Raw genomic sequence first — 23063 nt, 5'->3', positions numbered from 1 at the left:
GGGGTCACACGGCCGGGAAGATGCGCTCGACCGTGATCGCCACCAGCTCGTCCAGCGCCTCGGGGGTGTCCGAGAGCATCTCCGGCAGCGTGAAGTGCTCCACCAGGAGTCCGGTCATGGCCAGGTAGAGGACCCGCATGGCGTCGGCGTCGCCCGGTAGGCCCGACGCCAGGTGGAAGCGGAGGTTCTCGTCGAACTGCTCCCGGACGGTCCGGTTGAGCTCCGCGCGGAGCGCGGGCCGCCGGGTGGCCTCCAGGCGCAGCTCCAGCATCGCGAGGTAGCCGGAGCGCTCGGCGGTCATCCGGCGCACGAGGTCCCGCATCAGGTGCACGAGCAGCTCGCGGGACGGTTCCGGGGTCATCAGGCGCGCCACGTGCGCGGGGTCGGGGACCATCCGCTCGTTGACCCGGGCCGCGGTCTGCGCGAGGAGCGTGTCGCGGTCGGCGAAGTAGTTGGAGGCGGTACCGGTGGGGGTGCCGGCCCGCTGGTCGACGGCGCGGAAGGTGAGTCCGCGCGCGCCCTCGTCGGTGAGGACCTCAATGGCGGCGTCCAGCAGGGCGGTTCGACGTTCGGGGTTCTTGGCCATGGATCTTCTTCCGTTCCGGATCTCGTGCCGCAAAGGGCTTGCGCAACCACTACACCTGAAGCACTATAGCTGTCGTGGTTCTGGCGATGGACCGGAACCACGCCCCCAACCCTGAAAAGGACCCGGCTTGCGCAAGCTCACGTACTACGTCGGCATGTCCCTCGACGGCTTCATCGCCGCCCCGGACCTCTCGATCGACGCCTTCCCGGTCAGCGAGGAGTTCCTGAAGGACTTCCTGGTCGGTGAGTACCCGGAGTGCCTGCCCACCCACGTCCGCGCCGCACTCGGCGCCGACGAGGCACCCAACACCCACTTCGACACGATGATCCAGGGCCGCACCACCTACCAGGCCGCCCTCGACATCGGCATCACCAGCCCGTACGCCCACCTGCGCCAGTACGTCGTCTCCCGCAGCCTCACCGAGTCCCCCGACCCGGCGGTCGAGCTGATCTCGGGCGATCTGGCCGCGAAGGTACGGGAGTTGAAGGCCGAGGACGGCGGGCTCGGCATCTACCTCGGCGGCGGCGGCGAGGTCGCCGGACAGCTCGTCGACGAGATCGACGAACTGGTCGTCAAGCTCTACCCGGTCGTCATCGGCGACGGCGTCCGCGTCTTCACCGCGGAGTTCGGCGTGCACTCCTTCACGCTCGACTCCACCCGCACGTTCGACAACGGCACCGCCGTGCTCACCTACTCCCGGCTGAAGGGCTGACCCGCTTGCGCAAGCTGATCTACTACGTCGCCACGTCCATCGACGGCTTCATCGGCGACCCGGACACCGGGGACGGCTCGTTCTTCGAGCAGTTCTCCTCCGGGGACTTCCACGACTTCATGCTCGGCGAGTACGGGGACGTCCTCCCGTCGTTCGCCCGCGAGCACCTCGGCATCGCGGACACCCCCCTGACCCGCTTCGACACCGTCATCCAGGGCCGCCGGAGCAACCAGGTCGCGTACGACATGGGCATCACCAGCCCGTACGCCCACCTGCGCCAGTACGTCGCCTCCCGGTCCCTGACCGAGACCCCGGACCCCGCGATCGAGCTGATCCAGGGCGATCTGGTGGAAAAGGTACGGGAGTTGAAGGCGGAGGACGGCACGCTCGACATCTACCTCTGCGGCGGCGGCGAGATCGCCGGTCAGCTCGTCGACGAGATCGACGAACTGGTCATCAAGACCTACCCGGTCCTCGTCGGCTCCGGCGTCCCCCTGGCGTCCGCCGGATTCGCCCTGCGCCGCTACGAGTTGACCTCCTGCCGGTCCTTCGACAACGGTGCGACCGTCACGACGTACCGCACGGTCCGGTGACCGCACCCCGGGCGGCCGCCGCGTACCCGCGGCGGCCGTTCCCGCTCGATGATCGACGCGTGCCCCGGACGCACTAAAGTCCCGCCCATGACAGGAGAGTCATGGGTCGGCTGGTACCGCGATCGCGCCGGTACGGAAGCCCTCACCCTCAGCACCGACGGGCGGCGCCTGCACGCCCGCATCCGGGGGCACGAGCTCACCGGCGAGACCTTCACCGGCCTCTTCCCCGACCCGGAAGTCCCGCCGGACGACGGCACGTTCACCCTCACCCCGGCGGGCGCGCTGTGCGGCTGCGTCCTGGAGTGGGACATACCGATGCCGGTGTACGACGACGGCACGGTGCACCGCGCCGCCCTGCGCTGTCTGCTCTCGCTCGGCCGCCCCGCCCCCGGAGCGCCCGACGGCGACCTGGAGCGCCTGCACCTCGGGCTCGCTCTGCACTTCGACGGGGCGCTGTTCACCTCCGGGCACGCCGAGAACGACTTCGAGGGCGCGCTCGCCGAGATCCAGCGGCAACTGCCCCCGGGCTCCTACCTCAAGTCCTGCCTCTCCTGCGCCTTCTCCGACTACTACCCGGCCGCCGGGGGAGGCCTGTTCGGCGGCCTGGCCTGCTTCCGGGACGCCAAGGACGCCTACCGGGAGGCCGCTGACGCGGACGCCGTCCTCGGCATCTGGGACCGCAACTCCGGCTCCGTCCAGGAGACCCACCGCTGCCCCGACTTCGAACGCAGGCCCGCAGAGGGGCCCGGCACGGGACATCGCGGCCCCTTCCCTCCGCCACGGGTCGAACTGCTCCCCGTACAGGGCGATTTCCAGCCTCCGCAGGCCTCGACGGCCTGAGGGCGCGCGGGTGTGCCCGTACGGTCCGGACCGTACGGGCACACCCGTCGTACGCGGGGGGCGTCAGCCTCTTCGGCCTCGGCCCCGGTCTCGGCCCCGGACTCAGCCGACGAGGCCGTTAGCCCACAGCTGGTTCACCCGGGCGCGCTCCTGGGCGTTCGGGTTGGTGTTCTGGCAGGAGGTGCCGGGGCCGCCGCCCGACATCAGCTCGCTGCACGGGCCCGAGTAGTGGTCCGGGAGGCCGAGGACGTGCCCGGTCTCGTGGGCGGTGACGCGGGTGGAGTTGTACTGCTGGTTCTGCCGGTAGTCCAGGAAGATGTAGCCGCGGCCGTGGCCGTCGGTGCTGGCGTAGGAGCCGCGCGAGTCATTGCCCTCGCGGTACGTGAAGTTGGCGCCGGAGGTGACCTCCTGGAGCTTCACGTTGGTCACCGAGCTGTTCCAGATCTGCGTGGAACGGGCTATCTGGGTGCGGAAGCTGGGCGCACTGGCGGCGCTGTAGCGGACCGTGACGACCTTGATGCCGGGGTTGGCGGCGCGCTGCTCGCGCACCGACTTCAGGACGGCGTCCTGGAAGGCCTTGGTGGCGGCGGCGTTCTCCGTGGACTGCTCGTACGCCGCGTAGCTCGCCGTCTGCGGGGCGGCGGGCGCGGTGGCGTTCGCGGCGGGGGCCGCTCCGACGGCGGCGAGGCCGAGACCGAGGGCGGCGGCGAAGAAGGCGCGGGGGTGTCTCATGGTGGGGGGTCTCCCTGCTGTCCGGCGGCCCGGCGGGTCCGGGCTCACATGGGGATCGGATGGGACTGGGGAGAGTGTGGGGGAGCGGGGGCGGGCCGCGCATGATGTCAACCGCTGATAACGCCATGACATCCCCCCGGCCGCACACTCCTCAACACACAGGAAATCAGGGGCAGTTGACGGGTGCGGCGCCGGGTGAAATCCGGCCAGTCGGGCGAGGAAGCGGAAGGCGGGCCTCTGGTGCCCATGGGGGTGCAGCCCTACCCTCGCCCCCATGGAGCTCGAAGTCCGCCACCTTCGTGCACTCGTCGCGATCGCCGACGCGGGCAGCCTGCACAAGGCCGCCCGCACCCTGGGCATGAGCCAGCCCTCCCTCACCACCCAGCTGCGCCGGATCGAGAACTCGGTCGGCGCGGAGCTCTTCTCCCGCCGCCGCACCGGCTGCCGCCCCACCCCGCTCGGCCAGTCCCTGCTGGCCAGGGCCCGCCCCCTGGTCGACGGCATGAGCGAGCTGATCACCGAGACCCGGGCCGAGGCCGCCCGCACGCACGGCGGCGGCCCCGCCCTGCGCATCGGCTCCACCGCGAGCCGGGTCGTCGCGCTGTGGATGCGAAGACTCCGGCTCAGACTCCCGGACGCCGACACCACCCTCCACGTCGACGTCTCCGCCAGCGCGCTGCTCGCCATGGTCGCCTCGGGGGCGCTGGACGTCGCCTTCGTGCACGAGGTCGAGGGCTGCCCGCTGCGGCTGCCGCCCGAACTCGAATTCCGCGTACTCCTGGACCGCGAGCCGCAGTTCGTGTCCCTGGCCGTGGACCACCCCGCCGCCGCGTCACCGGTCGTGGACCTCGCCGACCTCGCGGGGGACCGCTGGATGGTCGACCCCAGCGTCGACGGCGAACGCGACGGCCTGCGCCGCGTCCTCACCCAGGCGGGCATCGACCCGCCCCTCCTGCACGGCGACTACCTCACCGCCTCCTCCCTCATCGTCATCGGCGAGGCCGTCGCGCCCTGCCAGCCCACCTCGGGCCCGCGCGACGACATGGCCATCCGCCCGCTGCGGGGCGACCCCCTGGGCGTACGCCTGCTGCTGGCGGCCCGCCCCGGACTGCCCGAACTGCCGCTGCTGTACGCCGACCTGGAGGCCGCCTACCGGGACGCGGCGCTGCGGGCGCAGGGGTACCGGGAGTGGCTGGAGCGGGCGGGGAGCCCGCTGGTGGGGACGTAACGGGCAGTGAACGTGAAGGGGCCCCAAGGGCGAGAACGCGAAGGGGGCCCCGCCACGACGGGGGAACGTGGCGGGGCCCTCATCCAGGCACGTGCCCAGCGGCGGGAGCGGCATGCGTGGCGGAACGAAAAAGATCTCCCCGGCGCCGACCGCGTTGATCACGCCCGCCTCCGGGCACCCGGAGCGGCATGAAGGCGAACGCGATACGCATGCTGATGTGGCTGGCCGTGCTGGTGGAGCTGATGGCGCTGTTCCAGCACCAGGTGCTGGGGCGGACCTGGCAGGAGGGCTTCACGGTCGCGGGCGGCTGCGCGCTGGTGGGCCTGTTCGCCGCCCGCACGGCGGGGCGAACCCGGTCCCGCTGACCGGCCCGTCGTCCTCTTCGTCCGTTACGCTCGCCGTGTGACGGCCACAGGACAGACACCGGACCCGGCAGCGACGGCACGGGAACGGTACGAGGTCCTTGCGGTGGCGTCCTCCGCAGGCGGCATCCGCGGACTCGCCGTGCTGCTCGCGGGCCTGGGCGCCGACTTCCCGGTGCCCGTCGTCGTCGTACAGCACCTCACCCGCACACACCGCACCTTCATCGCCGAGGTCCTCGCCCGGCGCTCCTCCCTGCCGGTGAAGCTGGCCGAAGCGGGGGAGCGGATCGGGGCGGGCCAGGTGTACGTCGCGCCGCCCGACCGGCACCTGCTGATCCGCGCCCACGGCGTGACGGAGCTGTCCACCACCGAACTCGTGCACTTCGTCCGGCCGTCCGCCGACCTCCTCTTCACCTCCGTCGCCGACACCTACGGGCCCCGCGCCCTGGTCTGCGTACTCACCGGCACGGGAGTGGACGGAGCGACGGGAGTGACCAGGGTCAAGGAGGCGCGGGGCACCGTCCTCGCCGAGGACCCGGGCAGCGCCGAGTTCGACGGGATGCCGTCCGCAGCGGTCGCCACCGGGGCCGTCGACCGTGTGCTACCTCTTGAGGACCTCGCCGCGGAACTGCGTGACCTCGTGGGCGCGGCGCAGAGCACCTAGCGATCGGGCGCACCGGTCGGCCGATCCTTGAACAGAGGCAGTGAGCAGTGATGAGAGAGCCGGCTGCGGGCACGGAGGCCGAACAGGGCCTGGAGGAACTGCTGCACTTCCTGCGCGACTCCCGCGGATTCGACTTCACCGGCTACAAGCGCTCCACCCTGGGCCGGCGCATCCGCAAGCGGATGGTCGACGCCGGGGTGCAGGACTACGGGGACTACCGGGACCTGCTGGAGACCGACACCGACGAGTTCCGGACGCTCTTCAACACCATCCTGATCAACGTCACCTCCGTCTTCCGCGACCCCGACGCCTGGGACCTCCTCCAGCGCGAGGTCGTGCCGAGGATCCTCCAGGAGGTCGAGCCCGAGGCCGAGATCCGGGTGTGGAGCGCGGGCTGCTCCAGCGGCGAGGAGGCGTTCTCGCTGGCCATGATGTTCGCGGAGGTCCTCGGCTTGGAGGAGTCCTTGAACCGGGTCAAGATCTACGCCACCGACGTCGACGAGGAGGCCCTGCGCGAGGCCCGCTCCGGGCTGTACGCCGCGAAGACCCTGGAGCCGCTCGGCACCGAGCTGCGCGACCGCTACTTCGAGCAGAGCGGCGCCAAGTTCGTCTTCCGCCCCGACCTGCGCCGCCGGGTGATCTTCGGGCGGCACGACATCACACGGGACGCCCCGATCTCCCGGCTCGACCTGCTGGTCTGCCGCAACACGCTGATGTACTTCAACGTCGAGGCCCAGTCCCAGATCGTCGACCGCTTCCACTTCGCGCTGCGCGAGGGCGGCCACCTCTTCCTCGGCAAGGCCGAGATGCTGCTCAACGACGCCGACCGGTTCGAGGCGGTCAGCATCCGCCAGCGGATCTTCCGCCGGCGTCCGGGCGCCGACGGCCTGCCGTACGCCCCCAGCACCCACAAGGTCAGGGTGGGCAACGGCACCGGACCCGAGATGCGCGAGGCCACCCGCACCCGCCAGCTCCGCGACCTGATCCTGGACGCGGCCCCCAGCGCCGGGGTCGCCCTGAACGCCGAGGGCACCGTCGTCATGATCAACAGCCAGGCGCGCTCCCGCTTCGGGCTCACCGCCAACGACATGGGCCGCCCCTTCCAGGACCTGGAACTCTCCTACCGGCCCATCGAGCTGCGCTCCCTCATCGACCAGGCCACCCACGAGCGGCGCACCCTGCGGGTGAACGGCGCCGAACGCCACCTCGGCGACACCGTCCAGTACTTCGACATCCTCATCCAGCCGATCTCGGCCGGCCCCGGCCTGCCCGTCGCCACCAACATCACCTTCACCGACGTCACCCTGGCCACCCAGCTCAAGGCCGAGGTCAAGCGCGTACGGGAAGACCTGGAGACGGCTTACGAGGAACTCCAGTCCACGAACGAGGAGTTGGAGACCACCAACGAGGAACTCCAGTCCTCCATCGAGGAGCTGGAGACCACCAACGAGGAACTCCAGTCCACGAACGAGGAACTGGAGACCACCAACGAGGAACTCCAGTCCGGACACGAGGAACTGGAGACCATGAACGACGAGATGCGGCTGCGCACCGCCGACCTCGACGAGGCCCGCGCCTTCCTGGAGGGCGTCGTCAGCTCCATCGCCGCAGGAGTGGTCGTCCTGGCCGCGAACATGAAGGTGAAGAGCTGGAACCGGGGCGCCATCGAACTGTGGGGCCTGCGCGCCGACGAGGTTGTCGACGAGAACTTCTTCGCCCTGGACTTCGGGCTGCCCACCGTCGGGCTGCGCGAGGTCATCCAGGAGTGCATCGCCTCCGGCAAGCGCTCCCGGCCCGTCAGCATCGCCGCCGTCAACCGCATCGGACGCAGCATCAACTGCTCCGTCACCTGCTCCCCGTTCGACGGGCACAACGGGGGAGTGGTCCTGCTGATGGAGGACGTCCCCTCCGACAGCCCCGGCTGACGCGCCGACAGCCCCGGCTGGCCCTCCGGCAGCCCGGCCGGCCCGCCGGAAGATTCTTCCCGCACCCCCTCCCCGGCCGCCCCCCGGACGTACGCTGGTCGTATGACGGCACAGGGCGGGCCCCGCGAACCGGTCGGTGACCAGGCGGCTTCCGCGCTCCGCCGTGCCGTTCTGGCCGCCGCGCGCGAGACCCGCCAGAACCGTCTCGCCGAACGGCACGAGCGCCTCGCCGCCGAAACCGGGCTCCCCTTCCACCGCTCCATGGCCGAAACGCACCGCAAGGTCGCGGCGCGGCACCGGGCGGCGGCCCGGCTCCAGGAGGCCTTCGCCCGGCGCGCCGCGCTGTGGTCGTCGGACCGGGGGGCCCGCCCCCTGTTCATGACCGAGGTCGCCGACGCCTGCGGAACGCGCAGCGCCGCCCTCACCCTCGTCGGCGCGGACCTCGGCCAGCTCGCGGTCGCCGCCTCCGACCGGCTCGCCCGGCAGGCCCAGGACGTGGAGTACGTCCTGGGGGACGGCCCGGCCCGCGAGGCGGCCCGCGGTCGCCTGGTCGTCGCCGCCCACGGCGCGGACGTCGAGCAGCGCTGGCCCGGGTACGGCGTGGGGCTGGCCGGACTGGGACTGTCCGCCGTCGTCGCCGTGCCGCTGACCGCGCCCTCGGGCTGCTTCGGCGCGCTCACCGTCTTCGACCCCCGGCCCGGCCTCGCCGAGGAGGGGGTGCTCGACGAGGTCGCGGCGGCACTGGCCGACGGCGTACTCCTGGGCGCCGACGCGGAAGCCGACCTGTACGGCGGCGCCGACCTGCGGGCCGTCGTCCACCAGGCGGCCGGGGTGCTGTCGGAGCAGGTGCGCTGCTCCGTCTCGGACGCGCTGGAGCTGATCAAGGCACGGGCGTTCGCGGGCGGGGAATCGGCCGAATCCGTCGCGGAACGGATCGTTTCCGGTGAACTGCGCCTCCCCCCGGGCCCGTTCGGGGTTGACTGATCGCGTACGGGCCCGACTCGGACCGTACGGGACCCGCGTCGACGGAAGGGATGCCACCATGAGCACGCCCGAGCAGCACCTCGCGGACGCCTTCGTGACGGTCGCCGCCTCGCTCGGCCACGCCTACGACGTACCCGCCTTCCTGGACGTCCTCGCCACCACGGGCCGGGACCTCCTGGAAGCACACGCGGCCGGTGCGGTGCTCGTCCTGGACGCGGCGCAGCCCGCCCGGGTGGCCGGCTCGGACCCGCAGGTGGCACTGCTGGAGGAGGAGGCGGCCCAGGGGCAGGAGGGCCCCGGCCACGACTGCCGCCGCACCGGCGAGACCCTCGACGTCACGCTCGGCGCGGAGTCGGCGGGCCTGCGCTGGCCCCGGTACACGGCCAGGGCGAGGGAGCTGGGCTACGCACGGGTGGCGGCCCTGCCGCTGCGCGGGCACGACGAACGCGTCGGCGCGCTCGTGCTGCTGCGCGGCGACGAAGACCCCCTGTCGCCGGGCGCACTGGCCTTGGGGCGGGCCCTGGCGGACGCCGCGACGATCGCGCTGCTGCGCGAGCGCGCGCTGGACGAGAGCCGCCGGTTGACCGCCCAGCTGGAGCAGGCGCTGAGCAGCCGGATCGTCATCGAACAGGCCAAGGGCGTCCTCGCGTCCCGGCTGACCCTCTCCGTGGACGAGGCGTTCGTGCTGCTGCGTCGGCATGCGCGGGCACACCAGCGCAAGCTGTCGGACGTGGCGATGGACGTGGTGGGCGGACGGATGTGACGCGGGCTACGGCCTGCGCAGCAGCGTGATCCCGTCCCGGCGCACGACCTCCGTGTACCCGTGCTCGCGGTACAGCCGGAGCATGTGCTCGGACCGCTCGACGGGGCAGGGCACCTTGACGGTCGGATCGGTACGGTCGAAGACCACCCAGCGCGGCGGGTGCGCCGGCAGACCGGTCGGCAGGGCCTTCGGATCGTCCCCGGTCCCGTAACAGACGAGACTCACGGTGGTCCGCGAGGTGAGGAACGGGGCGAGCCGGTTGGAGGAGGCGACGGTGTCGCCGTCGGGGATGCGGTCGAGGACCTCCCGGGCCACGGCGACGTGTTCGGGCGTGCGCCAGGCGGACGGCAGCACGAGGTCGTGCAGCGGGTAGACGACGGCGCACACCGCCGTGAAGGCGGCGGAGAAACCGAGCGCCCGCCGCCGGCGCCGGCCCGGCAACAACTCTCCCCGCCTCCTGCTCAGCACATCCACGAACCCTGCGAACAGCACCGGCATCAGGATCGCGCTGTAGTGGAACCCCGGCGTCCAGTAGTGCTCGTTGCCCGCGACGAACCGCCACCCCACCGTCGGCACGCACAACAGCAGCAGCGGCGACCGCACCCCGACGAACGCGACCGGCGCCGCCAGCATGAACACCAGCAACCACTTCATCGGCGGCCACACCAGCCCCAGCGCGAGCGACAGCACTCCACCGCCGCCGGACCCCTCGTCGCCCGGCAACTGCCCCCAGTACGCGAAAGCCCCGCTCGGATTCATCGCCGGAAGCAGCACAAGAATCTCCACCGCGCTGCCGACGACCCCCAACACCACCACGGCGATCCCGAGCCCGAGCGGAGCGTCCTCCTGCTGCCCCGTGCCCTTGCCCTTGACCGCCTGCCAGACGATGTACGCCCCCACGGCGGCCAGCGTGATCCCCAGATCCTCCTTGACCAGCAGCAACGGCGCCGTCCACAGGACCGCAGCCCACCACCGCCGCTGCCCGAGCGCCACCGCGCCGAAGGCCAGCATGGGCACCGCGAACGCGATCTCGTGGAAGTCCTTGGCCGCCGCCGAGACGATCCCCCAGGACGCCCCGACCCCGCACCCGACCACCAGCGCCGCCACCGGCCCGACCGCCCGGTGCGCCCACCGGGTCAGCGGGTAACAGGCCAGCGCGAGCAGCGCGGCCTGCGCCACCAGCAAGGTGTACGTACTCGGAAACACCCGATATACGGGCGCGAGCAGCACCAGAATCGGATGGAAGTGATCCCCGAGCAGATTGAACCCGGGCCCCTTCAACTCCACGACCGGCGCCCGCCCGTGCGCGTACGCGCGTACCGCCTGCTCGAATATCCCGACGTCGAACCCGCCGTTGAGCCCCTGCCGGTGCCGCAGCACCGCCACGACGGCGTACAGCACGAAGAAGCCCCCGCTGAGCCCCCACCCCAGCACCCGCCCCCCGGGCAACCGGTTCCGCACCCACGCGGCACCTCCACCCCGGGGCGCCGGTATTCGTCCGGTGCCCGGGCTCCGTACCGCTGACTCCACGATCGTCTCCACATCCGGCTGCGCATCTTCGCCGGGCTGTGCGACACCCGGGCTCGCGAGGGCACCCCACGGCGGCCCTCGCCGCCCAACCTACGGCCCGGCCCGCGACCGCCCCAAGCCCGGGTCCCGGCCGCTCCGACGGCCTCCGCGCGCCACGGCCGCGGCCGGTCCTCCTACGCCGTGCGCCACCCGGACAGCCGGTCACGTGGCCCGACGGCTGCCGTGAGCCGCATCCCCGGCAACTCCGATGCCGCGACTCCCAGTTCCCGGGCGATCTCCCGCGCCGGGTACCGGGCCGGCTCCACGGCGTCCGGGGCGTCCGCGACGATCTCCGCCTGGTCGCCGAACACCAACAGAACCCGCACCTTCACCCGCTCGTCCATCCGTCCCCCTCCCGCATCCACCGAACCGTCAGGATGCCGCGCGCAGTGCTTCGCCGGGACGGAAACGCCACATCTCCCGGCAAGCACGAAGGGGCGCCCCCCAGGAACGTCGGGCCGCCCTGGGGCAGTGCCCCACCCCCCCGCCCGAAACGACCGGACCCGGTCCGCCCTGCCCACCCGAAAGGGCGAGCGGCGGACCGGGTCCGGTCAGTGCGGTGACGGTGGAGGCGTCAGGCCTTCTTGGTCTCCTAGTAGGGGGGTGGGTCGGTGACCTGCGGTGATGAGTGCTGTGGGTCGCTGACCTGGCCTTTTGGGGATGGGTGGCGATGGGTGCTGACGGTCGTCAGCGAGTGTCTTGCGGACTGTGTGCGGACTGGTCGCGTCGCTCGGTCATTTCCCTGACGTACTGGCGGTAGCGGCCGACTTCCGCGTTGAACTCTGAATTGTCCATGTCGAGTCCGTTCGCGGGGCCGGGCAGTTCGGCGAGTTCGCGGAGGGAAGGTTCGAAGTCCGGATTCAAGCCTTTGTGGCACGTACCGCAGAGTGTGACGAGGTTCTCCTCCGCTGTGGGTCCTGCCATTCGCCAGGGAACAAGGTGATGTACGTGGAGTTCCAGGTCGATGTGATCTGTTGCTTTGCGGCCGCAGATGACGCAACGAAAGTTGTCCCGCTTGAGTACCTGGCCACGGAGCTTTCGACTCGGGGCGCGACGGCTTACTGCGTCATGAGAGAGGTGGGATGTGCCGACGAAGCCGAATCCGCCAACCTCGATGGTCCCGTCGTGCATGCACTCAGACGGAGCGATCACCTTGGCCAGGCGCTTCTCGGCGATGGCCTTCTGGACCAGGGCGTTGCCGCCCAGACGATAGAAGATCGCGAGGCTCACGTCATCGTGGACCGCGATCCAGTCTTGGCCAAGCGCGGACCAGGCTTGCGTGATCCAGGCACCAGACAGGAGCCGAGCTTCGCGGATTTCCCACCGTGGGTTGCGTTCGGACCAGGCCACCCACTGAGTCTGGGCCTTCCAGAAGGGGCGGCCACGCCTGTTCATGCCCAAGGTCAGGGCGTAGTACTCACCATCGGGATCGAAATGGCGAAGCTTGCCTGTCGGCTCAGGCTCGTCAACTCCGCCGGTCTCAGCTGTCATATGGCGAATGTGCCATACCGGACTGACACTGGATGGGTTCGTAGCGAATCCCGACGGTGACGTACAGATACGGTTTGACAGCTAAGACGATCTCCCCGTTCAGGTTGGCCGCATGTTGTCTCCAGCCGCAACGCTTGGGCGAGATGGTGCCCTGCCACGGAGAGTCGAGTCGGTGGGCAACGGGCACCCAGGGCGACGGCCGAAACGCTTCTGGCTGATCCATTCAGAGCCTCCCGCCAGGGCTCCCTAGCACGGGTTCGGCTTCCTCAACCCCTGAGAACGGCGTCCAAGTCGCCTGAGTAGACCACGGCGAGTTCGTCGTTGGCGGGCGGCTCGAAGCGGGCGAAGAAGTCGTCCAGTGCTTCTGGGGTCACGGTGAGGGCGTTGGCGTCTTCGCGGCGGTTGCGTTCGTTGAGGCGGGTCAGGAGTTCGTCGCGGTCGGCCGGGAGGTAGACCAGGACGGGTTGGCCGCCGGCCTGGCGGGCGGTGGTCTGCCAGGCGGTGCGGTCGGCTCGGGTCCAGAGGCCGTGGTCGAGGACGACGTCGTGGCCTGCGGTGAGTTTGGCGGTGAGCTGTTGGCGGATGGTTTCGACGGCGGGGCGTTCGCGCTCGAAATAGGTGTGCTCGGGGTAGTCGATGCCGTAGCGGCCGTGGAGGCGGTGGACTTCCTCGTCGACGGAGAGGCGGGTGAAGCCTCGTTCGGCGAGGGCCTTGGCGAGGGTGGTTTTCCCGGAACCGGTGATGCCGATCAGGAGGACGGCGAGCGGCATGGGGCGGTCCCTTCGTGGCGCTGTGGAGTGGCGTGGGCATTGTCCCTAACTGCGGGCGGTGGGGGTGGGAGGACGCCAGGCGGTGTGGACGGCGTGGGCCTCGGAGTGCCAGTTGTACGGGAGTTGGTTGAGGCTGACGCGGCGGAACGCGAAGCGGGGGTCGGTGAGGTTGATGGTGCCGCCGTGGTCGTTGAGGTGGGTGAGGAGGCGGTTGGCTTCGTCGCGTACGGCCGGTGTGTGTTCCTGCCAGGTGCCGGAGCCGAAGTGGGTGACGCGGCGGCGGAGGTCTTCGAGGATTCCGGAGCGCCACTTGAAGTGGTGGACGGCGGCCAGGTGGGCGGGGTCGGAGTGGTGGCCATGGGCTCGGTGGTTGCCGGAGGCGAGGGCGACGTCGTGGTGGGCGAGGACGATCTTGCGGGGGTCGCCGTACAGGAGGCGGTGGGTGAGGTGGCCGCCGAGGGGATAGGCGTGGTCCAGGCCCTGGCCTGGGTTCCAGGCGGTCATGCGTCCCCTGGTGGAGATGCGGTCGAGAAGGAGGCCGCCGACGGTCTTGTGGCGGGTGTGGTCCGCGTGGTCGGTGATCTCGTGGAGTGGGGCCGCGTACTGCTGGAACTCGTCGGAGTCGGCGATCAGGTGCCAGCCGGGGCCCGCTGTGGCGCGCAGGGCGTCGCGGAGTTGGGTGTTGGTGTGCTCGTGCCAGGGGCCGGTGCTGCATCCGGTGGGGATGATGCCCAGCTCTCGGACGGTGGCGTTGAGCTCGTGGCGGAGGTCGGTGGGGACGTGGTCGGGGAAGTGGAAGGCGAGGAGGAACCGTTCGATGCCGAGTTCCCGGTAATGAGCCACCCAGGTGGTCAGCAGGGGTGGCTCGACGGGGCCGATGACGGCGATCAAGGGTGGGGGTGCGGTCAGCATCGGGGCTCCTTGGGGAGGAGGCGTGCGTGGGTTCGGGTGAAGAAGTCGGCCTGCTCGGTGGCCGGCCACATGCCCAGCAGGCGGGAGGCGTCCGGGCCGGGCTGGGGGAGTGGAGTGGAGGTGGTGGCGCGTAGGGCTTCGGCGAGGCGCGTCGGGTCTCCGGCCGTGAAGGTGTGGGCCCAGGGTTGGTCTTGGAGGGCGGCGGTGAGGGCCGGGTCGTGGTCGGAGATGAGGAGCGGGATGCCGTAGCGGGCGCTGTCCATCACCAGGCCGGATTCCTTGGCGATGCCTGGGCGGCGTATGACCAGGGCTGCATCTGCGGCGGCGTATACGAGCCGGAGGAACTGCTCGCCGACCGGTCCGCGAGTGAGATGCAGACGGACGTACGGGAGCTGTCGCCAGCGGTTCAGGGTGGGCTCGTCCAGTGGGTGACCGGCGACCAGTAGGTGCAGTGGATGGTGGAGCTTGGTGAGGGCAACGTCGAGGGTGGCGAGGTCCTTGTGCGGCCACCAGCCGCCCACCAGGCACACCGCTGGTTCGTCATCTGGGATGGCGAAGGCTGTTCTTCCGCTGGTTCGTTCTGAGAGCGAGATCCGCTCGGTGCCGTCGTCGATTGCGTACGTCCGGACCTGCCCTGCGAGGCGGGGGAACTGCTCCGCAGCCTCCGCGGCGACGGCAGTCGTGGGGTAGAGCGCGATGGTTCTTGCTTCTGCCCGCCGCGCGAGCCGACCGACGAGCCGAAGCGGGAGGTCTTCGGTCGTGTTGACCTCGTGCACGAAGCGGAGGTGCGGCTGGCCGCCAAGGAGTGCGGCCAGGCCGTGAAAGGCTTCGCTTGCCGTCAGGATGACTACGGAGTCGGCGTTCGGCGCGCGGATACGTGCCGTACGTAGGGCGGATGCTTCGGCCAAGCACCGTGCCAGCAGCGTCACTTGATGTGGCAGGCGTCGTGCCGCGCGGGGCCAGCGGCTGGAGCGGAGCGTACGCAGGACGACCGCGGAGACGGCCGCCGCCACGCTGGAGCCCATCATCAGCACAGCAGCGACAGCCCCGATCGGTGTCGTGATGACCCGCGCCCTCGCCTTCCGCAGGGCGGTGGTCGCCTCCCTCGTGATGCCGTGCGGGGCGATGACCAGGCTGCCGGGGCGGGCGCGGGCGAGCGCCACCAGGGCGTGCTGGTGGTGGCCGCCCGGCCGGTGGGCGTACGGCTCGATGAGGACGAGAGAGCCGGTCATCCGGAGACCGCCTGGTCGCCATGGGCCATGGTGAAGCGGGCGCGCAGCCAGTCCGGGTCGTTGAGGTAGTCGAACCGGGCGATGTCGCGTGCGGCCTCGCGGGCGAAGGCGATGCCGTCGTGGGCGCCGGCCGTTGCGTATGAGGCGTACTCGCCTGAGCGGCTGTTCGTCCACGACTGGAGCCTGGTGCGAGCGTCGGTGTCGTCCATGCCGTACTCGCTGCCGCGCGAGAGCATGGCGCACTCCCGGAACCCGGCCTTCCACGCGTGGAAGGGGGTCTGGTTGAAACGGGTGACGCCCGCCGTCTGCTGCGCGAACTCGATGCGGCCGGGGAGCGCCGCGAGTACGTCGACGGCCTGGCCCATCTCGCGCAGTGCGCTGCGGCGAATGAGCTTGAGGCCGCCGTACCCGTAGCTCAGACCAGTGATCGGGTTGGTGGCGCGCCAGACCCGCATGGAGACGCCCTCCTCCAGCGGAGCGACGGCACCGGGAGTGAACTCGGGGTCGATGTCGAAGTCGCCGTCGGCGAGGAAGAACTGCTCGCGGTCGACGACCTCCGCGCACAGCCGGTAGGCCCTGCGCATGCCGTGGACGCCGTGCAGGCGCTTGACGGTGCCGCCCAAGGCGCGTTGCAGGCGGGAGTGGAGTGCATTGGCCATGGGCTCGTCGTACGAGAGCAGGACCGCGTCGAAGCCGTTCATCGCGAGATCGCCTCCAAGTAGCGGGCGGCGATGAGGGCGGGCGTGAAGTCGGCGGTGGAGGCGTGGGCGCGCTTGGCGTGGACGGAGTGGAACTCGTCGTCGACGGCGAGGCGCTCGGCCAGTTCGACGGCCTCGGCGGTGGTGGAGAAGCACAGCTCGGGGTCGATGTGTTCGGCGAGCCAGCCCAGTCGCGGGGAGATCACTGGCAGGCCCATGCCCTGACAGTCGATGACGCTCATGGACCAGGGGCAGCCGGGCCGGAACGGAGCAATCCCGAACCGCGAACCTGCCAGGAGGTTCTTGTACCGGATGCGGTCGCCCCGGTCGGAGACGACCTGCACGTGCGGCAGCGCGGCGAGCTCATCGCGCAACTTTTCCGGGCTGCTGTCCAGGCCGGTACGTGAGGTGCGGCGGTCGCCGAAGAGGTCGAGGACGCGGAGTCGTACGGATGCCGACGTGGTCAGCGCGCGGGCAAGGTCCACGAACTGCGCGGTGCCGTAGTGCGCGTACAGGCGGTGGTTGTAGACGCCGATGGCTTCACCATCTGCCTGGCGTCGGACAAGGGCGGGGTCGCGTACCAGGCGCACGTCACGCGGGGCGGGCACCACCCGCAACCGGTCGCCCAGCTCGACCGTCATTCGCGAGGCCGCCGCCGAGATCCAGGAGGCAGCCGTCGAGGAGTGGGCCAGTATGCGGTCGCAGGCGGCCAGGCCGGCGGCGAAGGTCAGCAGGACGGTTCGACCCAGACCGGCGTCGTCCAGCGACGGGTCAAGCTGCATTTCACCGTCCTCGTCGAAGGAGAACGGCAGGTAGTGGCAGTACCCGGCCAGCAGCGCGTCCGAGCCCGCCTCCAGCAGCGCGGTGCGGACCGCCGGGGCCTCCTCGATCTGGTTGGCGACCACGACGTCCGGCTTCTCGCTGCGTACGAGGGCCACCAGCTCGTCGAGGTTGGCCGAGAAGCGGGCCCGGTACTTCGTCCCCGGGACGCGGGTGCGGTGGAACCCGCACCGGGAATCCCCCGCCGGAGCCGGGGCGGCCACGGTCACCTCGGCGCCGGCGTCTGCCAGCGCCGGGGCGAGCAGGTCCGCGAAGATCCACCCTGAGTCCGACGAGAGTCGGTCGGGATTGGAGATGTTGAGCAGGTACAGCACACGCATGACAGGGTCCGCCTTCCTCAACTGCCCTGGGATCGGGATCGATCAGGGCCGGTGAGGGAAGGAAAACGGCAACACGTGACGTGACGGGATGGTGAACTTGGATCACTCACGGTTCATTCATGCTCACCAATCAGCACCCGGGGGCGGGGCTTCGATGGACGCGCAGCACAACCCACCGCACGAATCGCATCACGATGCCGCAGTCGATCCAGTCGATCCAGTCGAGCAGGCAGCCAAGGACTACGCCGCCGAGCTGGCCCGCTGGCGCGAAGTGCGCGGTGTGTCCAAGCGGGCCCTGGCCCACAAGATGGGCTTCGACCCTTCCTACGTCAGCCACATGGAATCCGGCCGCCACAAGCCCAGCGAGGAGTTCTCCCGCCTCGCCGACGAAGCCCTGAACGCGGGCAAGGCGATCTGGAAGCGCTGGTGCGACTACGAACAGGCGCGGGCCCGCTCACGCCGCCCACCAACCGCCACACCCGCCCCACTGCGGCCCGAACAGCCTTACGCCACGGGCTCCGCCCTCGTCGTGGAGCACGACGCCGCACGCCTTGAATACGACGGTCACTCCTACCGCCTCACCATGCGCCGCCTGCTGCGCAACACCGGCACCGAGCCCGTCACCCGCTACCTCATCCGCATCTCCGTCGACCGCTACCCAGGCGACCCCGAGCGCTCCAACGCCCACTACCGTGCCCACCCCCTCACCTGGGAAGAACTCGCCCTGACCGCCACCTGCCGGGGCGAGGCCATGCGATGGGAGGCCAAGCACGACCGCGACGCCTTCAAGGAGATCTGGCTCGTCTTCGACAACCGCCAGGGCCGCTTCCCGCTCTACCCTGGCGAGTCCGTCTGGATCGAGTACGCCTACAGCGTCGGCGACGACAAGTGGGGCAACTGGTTCCAGCGCGCGGTCCGCCTTCCCACCGAACAGCTCGAAGTCCAGCTCGCCTTCCCCGCCGGCCTCGACCCGGTCGTCTGGGGCACCGAGACCTCCATGACCGCCGAGGCGTCCCCGCTCCGCACCCCTCCCGTCCGTACGGAAGAGGACGGGGTTCGCCAATTCACCTGGATCACGCCCACGCCCGCACTGCACGCTCGGTACCGTCTGGAATGGCGGTTCCGGGCGCGACCCGAACCCGAACGTGACACGGAACAAGAGGAGTTCAGGTGATGGACGTGCGGCCCAGCCAACGAATGCGTGACCTCGGTGTCGTCCAGCGAGGTGCCGGAATCCTCACCTCCACCGCGCGCGCCTTCGACCTACCCGCCGAACGCGAGGAAGCCGAGAGGGTCGTCGACGAGCTCTTCGCGGCCATAGAGCGCATCGGTCAGGTCCACCCTTTCGCCAAGGGCATGGGCATCGCTGCGCCGCAGATCGGGATCAGCCGGGCTGCTGCAGTCGTCCAGTCTGCCGAGCCCGGCGCACCCGCGATCATCCTGCTCAACCCCCGTGTCACCGAGCGCTCGCAGGAGGCAGACGAGCAGTACGAAGGCTGTCTGTCCTTCTTCGACGTACGGGGCATGGTGCCTCGACCACTGCGGATCACCGTCGCCACCACTGCCTTGGACGGCAGCGCGGTGACCACCGTCTACGAGCAGGGCCTGGCCCGCCTTGTCCATCACGAGATCGACCATCTGGAGGGCTTGTTGTACGTGGACCGGATGGAGCCGGGGGTCGAGCCGATCCCGGTCGAGGAGTACCGGCAGACCGGCCGGTCGTGGTCGTACAACTCCTAGTCGAGACCTCTGCAGAACCTGGGCGGTTAGCCATAACGGCGATCCGTCCATCACTAGGCCCTCCTGGTGGTGTCGGTTCCAGTGGGTCGTCCCGCGTGGTACCCCCGCACGCGCCGCTGCCGCTGAGCTGATGGGCACAGAAGTTCCCCGTCATCCCCTTCTTGTGTAACTGACAATAACCGAAGTACCTTGCTGGGCATGCAAGATGATGCGTGGTCACCAACTCCCGTACTGCTGACGGTAGATCTCGTGATCCTGACGTTGCGGGAGAGCCGTCTGCACGTGCTCTTGGTGGAGCGGGGCGAGGATCCCTTCCGGGGTATGCCCGCCCTGCCCGGAGGTTTTCTGAACCACGATGGGGAGGAGATCCTGGATGCCGCCCACCGTGAACTGAGCGAGGAAACGGCCCTGGCGGCCGGCCATGTGCACCTTGAACAGTTGGCCGTGTACGGGGACTCGGGCCGCGATCCGCGGGGTCGAGTTGTCTCCGTGGCTCACCTCGCGATCGCTCCGGGGCTACCCGACCCAGTTGCGGGAACGGATGCCACCGATGCAGCGTGGGTTCCTGGGGAAGCCGTCCTGTCCGGCGAGTTGGAGCTTGCCTTCGACCACCGTCGAATCGCTACTGACGGGATCGAACACGCGCGTACCAAGCTCGAGTTCTCGGCGCTGGCCACAGCATTCTGCGGGGAGAGTTTCACCCTCGCGGAGCTGCAACAGGTGTACGAGGCCGTCTGGGGCACCGAACTGGACACCCGCAACTTTTACCGGAAGGTCCAAGCTGCGAAGGGATTCATCGTCCCTGCTGACGCGGATCGCAGGACCACTGGAGGACGGCCCGCACGGTTGTACCGGGCCGGTCCCAAAACCGTGCTGTTCCCACCTCTGATCCGACCGGCACCATCCGCGACGGAAGAGAGCACGAAAGGGGAAGAGGCATAGATGTCGAATGGTCAGGTGGTGATTCTCACTGCCCTCAACCTTGAATATCAGGCTGTGCGCCAGAGGCTGGTGGGTCCGCAGGTGCATCGCCATCAGCGTGGTACGCGGTTCGAGGTGGGCACCGTGCGGGGTACATCGTGTCGTGTTGCACTCGGTCTGACGGGCAAGGGGAATCAGCCCGCCGCGGTGATCGCCGAACGCGCGATTCAGGAATTTTCGCCCGCGGCTGTGCTGTTCGTCGGAGTCGCCGGAGCCCTGTGGGACACGGCCAGGCTGGGCGACGTGGTGATGGCGACACACGTTTACGCCTACCACGGCGGGACCAGCGAGGACGACGGGACTAAAGCCCGGCCTCGAGTGTGGGAAGCACCGCACGGCATCAGCCAACTCGCTTCGCACTTGGCACGCCTGAACGACTGGGCGGACCTCACGCCCGGCGACGAGGACGCGCCGCAGGTGCGCTTCGGCGCAATCGCCGCTGGCGAGGTCGTCCAGAATTCGAGGATCTCGGCCGAGGCGAATTGGATCCGACAGCACTACAACGACGCACTGGCCATCGAGATGGAGGCGGCAGGGGTGGCACAGGCTGGCCATCTCAACGGGGCGCCGGTGGCCATCGTCCGGGGAATCAGCGACCGGGCTGACGGCACGAAGAACAGTGCTGAGGACCGTAACTGGCAGCCACGGGCCGCAGCGAATGCGGCAGCGTTCGCCATCCGGCTAGCAGTGGAGCTGGTGGGGGAACAGGAGGAGACCGCGATGCCCCAGGACGGCATGGCCCGATCGCTCGACCGGTTCGACCGAAGCGTCAGCAACACCGCCCACAACAGCACCGTCGGCATCATGGCCGGCTCGGTATCGAGCAGCAACGTCCACATGAACCCGGTACCAAAGGCATCCGACCCAATGGACCTGATTGCGGATCTGACCGGTTTCCGTGAGCAGCTGGGACGGCACCGCACCGAGGGCACCCTCGATGAGGACACCTACCGAGAAGCCCTGACCGATCTGGATTACGCGCTCCGGACGGCCGGGGGAAGCACCCCTGAATCATCGAAGCGAACCGCCATGACGCTCAGGAGGCTGCGCGGTTTGGTCGCGGAGTGCCCCGCACTAGTGGCCGCACTGGCCCCCATGGTCGCCGCGGCCGGTGAACGGACATGAACCAAGACAACGGCGCCTCATACAACTCGGCCGCCGACTCCACCGTGGGGATTCAGGCCGATACGGTACACAACTCCAACGTCTATTTCGTCCATCCGGATGCCTCACCGCAGGAGAAGTACACCGTAGGCGTTCGGTTCCTGGAGGACGGTATCCCCAGCCGTGCCCGCGAAATGATCACTGATGCGATTGCCCACGGTTACCTCGGCGCGGAGGTTCGTTTTCACTGGGTGCTCTCCGTTCTTAGCGCGCGCACTTACGACGAACTCAGCACAGAAGAGGTCCAACGGCTTCGCTACTTCTCCGAGCTCATACACACATACGCCGAGGACGAGTGGAAAGACGCTCTGCGCGTCACCTTCGACCTGCTGGCGGTGCTCAGCACCGCGACCGGCGAGACCGGACCCGTGCTGAAGCAACTCCACCACCTGCCGCTCCGCCAGCACAAAGCGATCCTTCGTCACCTCGACCTCATGCTCACCGGAGGGTTGAAAGACGACTTGTGGGTGGAGACCTGCGAACGGGCCACTGCGGAGCGCTTCGGCAACGACCGAGCCCGGCGGGTCTGGGCTTACTTCGTGCCTGCCCCCATTGGCGCGCGTGCCGTTCTGCCCAGCCCGAGCACCGCTGCCGCCGCCAAAGCGGCCCTTCCGGTCCGGACGGCCCTGTTTGCCGTCAGCAGCGTGCTCCTCTTTACCTTGGCACTCATCGCCAACCCACTCATGGCGATCGTCGAGTTGCTGGTAGCGCTCGGAGCGGGTCTTACTGCGACACGCTTCGGAGACCGGTGGTGCAGCCAAGAATCTCGGTTGGATCTCACATCCGCGACCCACGTCCCACACCCGCTCGGTCCCACCTCCGACGAGAAGGGGTTCACCAAGAGCGTTCGCCATTCTTTCGATCACTACTTCAGCGTCCGCACACCCTCAGAGTTCTCGCCGGACGCGTGGCTCGCCCATACCGCCCAGGTCCGCAGTAGCCTTGCCGCCGAGATCGCGGACCTTTATCGGGAGAGTCGGATCAGTGTGGAACGGGTCAATTGGTTGATCCGGTACCTCGCTGAGGACGCCCGGAACCGGCACAACAACGGCACCTTGTTTGAACCTCACGACCAATACCGGACTCCGTTCGGGACAAGAGCTCTGACCGTGGTGGCTTTAGCCGTGCTCTGCGCCACGGCTCTGACTGCGTTCGGAACGGCATTCTCGGGTGCCGCCTCACTGCGGTCGCTGTGGGCGTTCCTGGCCGTGCTGGGTGCGGCCTGGTCCGGGCACGCAGCCGCTTGTCTGTGGCTGGAGGTCCGGCGTGATGAGCACCGTCTGGCCCGGGAGACCCTGAAGTACCACGAGCAGTTGACTGCACGACAGGACGCCCACCAGCGCTGGAAATCGTCCCTCGATGCCACGCGCCCCAGCGAGCAGGAAATGGAGACCTGGCTCATCTGCGACAAGACTTTGTTCGTCGATGAAGCGCTCAGGCACCACCGGCTCACCTGGCGCGACCTGATCACTCATACCATCCTGGTGGCCCCTGCCCGTCCCTACAAACGAGGCCGGGTCAAGCACGGCCCCTGGCGGTACTCGCACTACGTTCTCCGCCTGTTCCTGTTCACCCAGGACGGCATTCGCGAAATGAGCTCGGAGTTCAACTTCTCCGACGCAACGCGCAAGAACGAGCAGCGGAGTAACTACCGATTCGACGCCCTGTCCTCCGTGCAAGTGACGGAGAAATCTGACGGAGGCTACGACCTGGAAGTCGTCCTCACCAACGGACCAGCCAGGAGCATCCGCGTTAAGGACGCCGATGCTCATCAATTGGCTCCGGAAGAGGATTCCAAAGAAATCTCCGAGATCAACCTCAGCGCGGCTGGCTCCACCCACACCTTCCGCCTATTGGAGGGGATGGCGGCGGATGGAAAGGGCTGGATCGAACGGTGCCGCCCTGACAACTTGGCACCTTTCCGGACCGCCGACTGATTCTGAACTCGAGCGTAGGA

Annotated in this window: 24 protein-coding genes; 14 read left to right on the top strand and 10 right to left on the bottom strand. The window is 69.3% G+C overall.

Annotated features, from left to right (window positions below; genetic code table 11):
- Positions 1–4: 4 nt before the first annotated feature.
- Entirely contained in the window at positions 5–586 is a 582-nt protein-coding gene (locus ACIO3O_RS11875) for a TetR/AcrR family transcriptional regulator (protein ID WP_401744713.1), read from the bottom strand.
- Positions 587–713: 127 nt separating this feature from the next.
- Between ACIO3O_RS11875 and ACIO3O_RS11870 the strand changes: the two genes are divergently transcribed.
- From ACIO3O_RS11870 to ACIO3O_RS11860, 3 genes are all read left to right on the top strand, one after another.
- Entirely contained in the window at positions 714–1298 is a 585-nt protein-coding gene (locus ACIO3O_RS11870) for a dihydrofolate reductase family protein (protein ID WP_401744712.1), read from the top strand.
- 5 nt (positions 1299–1303) lie between these two features.
- Entirely contained in the window at positions 1304–1891 is a 588-nt protein-coding gene (locus ACIO3O_RS11865; protein WP_401744711.1) for a dihydrofolate reductase family protein, read from the top strand.
- Between the two features lie 87 nt (positions 1892–1978).
- Positions 1979–2731: a DUF6304 family protein gene (locus ACIO3O_RS11860; RefSeq protein ID WP_401744710.1), complete on the top strand. Its 753-nt coding sequence runs from the start codon at positions 1979–1981 to the stop codon at positions 2729–2731.
- A gap of 102 nt (positions 2732–2833) precedes the next feature.
- Here the strand turns inward: ACIO3O_RS11860 and snpA are convergent, their stop codons facing one another.
- Positions 2834–3463 carry a snapalysin gene (gene snpA / locus ACIO3O_RS11855; protein ID WP_401744709.1) on the bottom strand — a complete coding sequence of 210 codons (630 nt, stop codon included), beginning with the start codon at positions 3461–3463 and terminating at the stop codon, positions 2834–2836.
- Between the two features lie 274 nt (positions 3464–3737).
- On the opposite strand from snpA, the gene ACIO3O_RS11850 reads away from it, so the two are divergent.
- The 6 genes from ACIO3O_RS11850 to ACIO3O_RS11825 all read left to right on the top strand — a co-directional run bounded on the left by ACIO3O_RS11850 (position 3738) and on the right by ACIO3O_RS11825 (position 9389).
- Positions 3738–4691 carry a LysR family transcriptional regulator gene (locus ACIO3O_RS11850; protein WP_401744708.1) on the top strand — a complete coding sequence of 318 codons (954 nt, stop codon included), beginning with the start codon at positions 3738–3740 and terminating at the stop codon, positions 4689–4691.
- A gap of 188 nt (positions 4692–4879) precedes the next feature.
- A complete protein-coding gene (locus tag ACIO3O_RS11845; RefSeq protein WP_401744707.1) occupies positions 4880–5056 on the top strand; it encodes a hypothetical protein in 177 nt (58 codons plus the stop codon).
- A 37-nt stretch (positions 5057–5093) separates the two neighbouring features.
- Positions 5094–5717 (top strand): chemotaxis protein CheB, encoded by a 624-nt coding sequence (locus ACIO3O_RS11840; RefSeq protein WP_401744706.1) that lies wholly within the window; start codon positions 5094–5096, stop codon positions 5715–5717.
- 50 nt (positions 5718–5767) lie between these two features.
- Positions 5768–7642 (top strand): CheR family methyltransferase, encoded by a 1875-nt coding sequence (locus tag ACIO3O_RS11835; protein ID WP_401744705.1) that lies wholly within the window; start codon positions 5768–5770, stop codon positions 7640–7642.
- A gap of 102 nt (positions 7643–7744) precedes the next feature.
- Positions 7745–8626: a GAF and ANTAR domain-containing protein gene (locus ACIO3O_RS11830; RefSeq protein ID WP_401744704.1), complete on the top strand. Its 882-nt coding sequence runs from the start codon at positions 7745–7747 to the stop codon at positions 8624–8626.
- A gap of 58 nt (positions 8627–8684) precedes the next feature.
- Positions 8685–9389 carry an ANTAR domain-containing protein gene (locus ACIO3O_RS11825; protein WP_401744703.1) on the top strand — a complete coding sequence of 235 codons (705 nt, stop codon included), beginning with the start codon at positions 8685–8687 and terminating at the stop codon, positions 9387–9389.
- 6 nt (positions 9390–9395) lie between these two features.
- Here ACIO3O_RS11825 and ACIO3O_RS11820 read toward each other — a convergent pair whose 3' ends face one another.
- From ACIO3O_RS11820 to ACIO3O_RS11785, 8 genes are all read right to left on the bottom strand, one after another.
- Positions 9396–10850 carry a DUF2079 domain-containing protein gene (locus ACIO3O_RS11820; protein WP_401744702.1) on the bottom strand — a complete coding sequence of 485 codons (1455 nt, stop codon included), beginning with the start codon at positions 10848–10850 and terminating at the stop codon, positions 9396–9398.
- 242 nt (positions 10851–11092) lie between these two features.
- Positions 11093–11302 carry a hypothetical protein gene (locus ACIO3O_RS11815; protein ID WP_401744701.1) on the bottom strand — a complete coding sequence of 70 codons (210 nt, stop codon included), beginning with the start codon at positions 11300–11302 and terminating at the stop codon, positions 11093–11095.
- 343 nt (positions 11303–11645) lie between these two features.
- Positions 11646–12449, bottom strand: a complete 804-nt coding sequence (locus ACIO3O_RS11810; RefSeq protein ID WP_401744700.1) for an HNH endonuclease — start codon at positions 12447–12449, stop codon at positions 11646–11648.
- Positions 12450–12715: 266 nt separating this feature from the next.
- The gene (locus tag ACIO3O_RS11805; protein ID WP_401744699.1) at positions 12716–13219 is read right to left on the bottom strand and encodes an AAA family ATPase; all 504 of its coding nucleotides are present in this window, start codon (positions 13217–13219) and stop codon (positions 12716–12718) included.
- A gap of 45 nt (positions 13220–13264) precedes the next feature.
- Positions 13265–14131 carry a hypothetical protein gene (locus ACIO3O_RS11800; RefSeq protein WP_401744698.1) on the bottom strand — a complete coding sequence of 289 codons (867 nt, stop codon included), beginning with the start codon at positions 14129–14131 and terminating at the stop codon, positions 13265–13267.
- Positions 14125–15363 carry a hypothetical protein gene (locus ACIO3O_RS11795; protein WP_401744697.1) on the bottom strand — a complete coding sequence of 413 codons (1239 nt, stop codon included), beginning with the start codon at positions 15361–15363 and terminating at the stop codon, positions 14125–14127. The genes ACIO3O_RS11800 and ACIO3O_RS11795 overlap by 7 nt, the downstream gene beginning before the upstream one ends.
- Complete coding sequence (locus ACIO3O_RS11790; RefSeq protein WP_401744696.1) at positions 15360–16064, bottom strand: hypothetical protein; 705 nt, start codon at positions 16062–16064, stop codon at positions 15360–15362. The genes ACIO3O_RS11795 and ACIO3O_RS11790 overlap by 4 nt, the downstream gene beginning before the upstream one ends.
- Positions 16061–17221, bottom strand: coding sequence for a glycosyltransferase (locus tag ACIO3O_RS11785; RefSeq protein ID WP_401744695.1), 1161 nt, complete (start codon positions 17219–17221; stop codon positions 16061–16063). The genes ACIO3O_RS11790 and ACIO3O_RS11785 overlap by 4 nt, the downstream gene beginning before the upstream one ends.
- A 154-nt stretch (positions 17222–17375) precedes the next feature.
- Here ACIO3O_RS11785 and ACIO3O_RS11780 point away from each other — a divergent pair, with 154 nt between their 5' ends.
- The 5 genes from ACIO3O_RS11780 (at position 17376) to ACIO3O_RS11760 (ending at position 23043) form a co-directional block, all read left to right on the top strand.
- Entirely contained in the window at positions 17376–18395 is a 1020-nt protein-coding gene (locus ACIO3O_RS11780; protein WP_401744694.1) for a multiprotein-bridging factor 1 family protein, read from the top strand.
- Positions 18395–18961 (top strand): peptide deformylase, encoded by a 567-nt coding sequence (locus ACIO3O_RS11775; protein ID WP_401744693.1) that lies wholly within the window; start codon positions 18395–18397, stop codon positions 18959–18961. The genes ACIO3O_RS11780 and ACIO3O_RS11775 overlap by 1 nt, the downstream gene beginning before the upstream one ends.
- A gap of 198 nt (positions 18962–19159) precedes the next feature.
- The gene (locus ACIO3O_RS11770; protein ID WP_401744692.1) at positions 19160–19903 is read left to right on the top strand and encodes an NrtR DNA-binding winged helix domain-containing protein; all 744 of its coding nucleotides are present in this window, start codon (positions 19160–19162) and stop codon (positions 19901–19903) included.
- Positions 19904–21067 (top strand): purine phosphorylase, encoded by a 1164-nt coding sequence (locus tag ACIO3O_RS11765; protein ID WP_401744691.1) that lies wholly within the window; start codon positions 19904–19906, stop codon positions 21065–21067. It abuts the gene before it with no gap.
- Entirely contained in the window at positions 21064–23043 is a 1980-nt protein-coding gene (locus ACIO3O_RS11760) for a hypothetical protein (RefSeq protein WP_401744690.1), read from the top strand. Before ACIO3O_RS11765 ends, ACIO3O_RS11760 begins: the two co-directional genes overlap by 4 nt.
- Positions 23044–23063: the final 20 nt, after the last annotated feature.

Source organism: Streptomyces sp. NPDC087440, from assembly GCF_044744005.1.
Lineage (GTDB): Bacteria > Actinomycetota > Actinomycetes > Streptomycetales > Streptomycetaceae > Streptomyces.
This window is presented reverse-complemented; position numbering and strand designations above follow the sequence as displayed.